2 protein-coding genes are annotated in these 2,305 nt (G+C 70.6%); both read right to left on the reverse strand.

The genetic code is table 11. From position 1 onward, the window contains the following. Positions 1 to 121: 121 nt before the first annotated feature. A complete protein-coding gene (locus ACWGIU_RS35965) occupies positions 122 to 529 on the reverse strand; it encodes a DnaJ family domain-containing protein (RefSeq protein ID WP_453712292.1) in 408 nt (135 codons plus the stop codon). A 30-nt stretch (positions 530 to 559) separates the two neighbouring features. Then, positions 560 to 2,224: a hypothetical protein gene (locus ACWGIU_RS35970; RefSeq protein ID WP_453712293.1), complete on the reverse strand. Its 1,665-nt coding sequence runs from the start codon at positions 2,222 to 2,224 to the stop codon at positions 560 to 562. Positions 2,225 to 2,305: the final 81 nt, after the last annotated feature.

A 2,305-nucleotide genomic window follows, 5' to 3' on the forward strand; every position in this document is an offset into this window, starting at 1 on the left:
CACGAGTACGACCGGTACACGCGAGCCCCTCCGCCTTGCGAGCCACCGCACCGGACGACCCGGGCTCACCCGACAAGATCCGGAAGAGACGGCCTAGGCCGTCTCGTCGGAGCGGCGCCGGTCAGGCCCGGTCCGGGCGGTCCCGGCGCCAGGTATTCACCTCGGCTTCGACGTCGAACTCCGTCAGGCCCAGGGGTGGGCCCGGCGGGGGCATGCGCAGGGCCGCGGCGATCTTCTCGTTGATCTCCGTGAGGACGTCCCGTACCCGGCGTTCCGAGCGGGCCGCCCGGACCTGCTCCCTGACGTCCTCGGCCTCCTTGCGCAGCGCGAGCGCCGGGGGCAGGACGGCGAAGCCCTCGCGGTGCAGCTTGTCCTTGATCCACCACTGCTCGTCGTAGGGCGCGTCCAGCGAGGCCAGCGGCTTGCCGTAGCCGGGCAGACTCCTGAAGTCACCTCGTTCGGTGGCCTGCCGGATCTGCCGGTCCACGAAGGACTCGAAGCTGACCCCCGGTGGCTTGCGCTCGGTCATGGTCCCTCCTCGGCCGCCCCTCCAGCCTACCTACGCGTCGTAGACGTCGGCCTTGCGCGGAGCCGGCTCCTGGATGAGCCCGCTCATGATCGAGGAGCGGTTCGTGAAGCGGTCGGTGTCGACGCCGTTCTCCTCCAGCACCTTGAAGGTCGCCGCGTGGATCGACCGCAGGACGGGGGCCACCGTGCGCAGGGCGTCGTCCGCCATGAACCGGTGCCGCCACATCGAGCTCGCCCAGACGTGCCGCAGGCCGAACGGTTCGGGCAGGACCAGCTTGCCGCCGAAGAAGTCCAGGAGCGGCGGGTACCAGGTCAGCGGGGCCCGCACGGCGAGGCGCACCACCTCCTGCGCGTCCACCAGCGGCAGCGGGCGCTCCACGGTCTCCCAGAAGCGGATGCTCTTGGGCACCTCCACCACCGGGGCCGCGGACTTGGTCGTGAACAGCCCGTGTACGGGGCCCAGGGCGTGCGCGGTGACGTCCACGCGCAGCGTCTTGTACAGCACGGTGACCGTGACCAGCATGTTGATGACCAGCTGGCCGTCCCAGAGCGGGTACTGGATGCCAAGGTAGTGCCGGTTGCCGGCGCTGAACTGCTGCTCGTTGCAGATCCGGGTGATCTCGTGCGGCTTGATGAGGAAGGCGTCCACGTTCTCGCCGGTGGGGCGGGCCACCTCGGCGGCGCCCTCGCCGATCGGGGTGACGATCCAGTGCTGGATCGCGGCGGGCGGGAAGCCGCCGGTGTGCAAGGGGCCCCGCTCCAGCTTGCGGAGCTGGGCGTCGATCCCGCGTATGACGTCCCAGCTGCGGAAGGGATGGATCTCCATGCCCTCGCTCTTGGGGACCAGCTCCTCGGCCATCTGCCAGCTGCCCCACCGGGTGCCCATGCCGAGGATGCCCTTGGGGCCCGCGTAGAAGACCTGGTTGCTCCGGTCCTCCGCGGTCAGCTTGGCGAGCTGGTGGCGCAGGTCCTCGCGCGCCTTCTCGTCGGGGTTGCCGGGCACGGCCTCCGGGATCTTGGCGCCGACCCCACCGCCCGACAGCAGCCCGTCCCACCGCGAGCGCAGGTCCCTGGCGGTGGCCTCGCAGGTGCGGCGGGCGAGCAGCCAGCCCAGGGCCGGGGCGATGATCATGGCGCGGACGTACAGCCCGAGGAAGCCGGTCAGCGGCAGTTTGAACATCAGGACTGCCACCACGAGGGCGACGCCGACGAGGAGCACGGTGCCCAGCCACGAGCTCCTGCCCTCCTTGGAGGCGAGGCTCTTGCGCAGCTGGAACAGGCCCAGCCACATCAGCAGCCCGGGCAGGAACAGCACACCGCAGACCAGCGTGATCAGCCGGAGCCGGCGGTCTCGCTCCTTGCGGATGTGCGAGGCGGCCAGGCAGTGCTCCACGACCGTCTGCGGATCCGCGCCGAAGGACTGGATCAGTGGCTTGCGGCCGGCCCCGAGCGTGCGGGCCTCCACGGCGCGACAGAAGGCCTCGCCGAGGCTGGGCTCGAAGAGGGAGATCTTCGGGGGCTTGACCGTCGCGGGGTGGTTCTCGCTGTTGGCGGTGAGTATCTTCTCCAGCTTGCTGTCCTTGCCGCCGTCCCGGTAGGCGGCCGAGGCGAGGGCGTTGGTCGCCGCCGTCTGCCCCCCGCCCCCCTGCAGCGGAACCTGCGCTCCGGGCCTGAAGTCGAATCCGTCGTCCGCCACCGCTGCCCCCATCGCTGTGCGTTCGTGCTCTTTTGGTGCGCCGATGAGCCTATCGGCGGATCTCGCCCCATGGTCATGGGA

The sequence above is a fragment of the Streptomyces sp. NPDC054840 genome, from assembly GCF_053611065.1.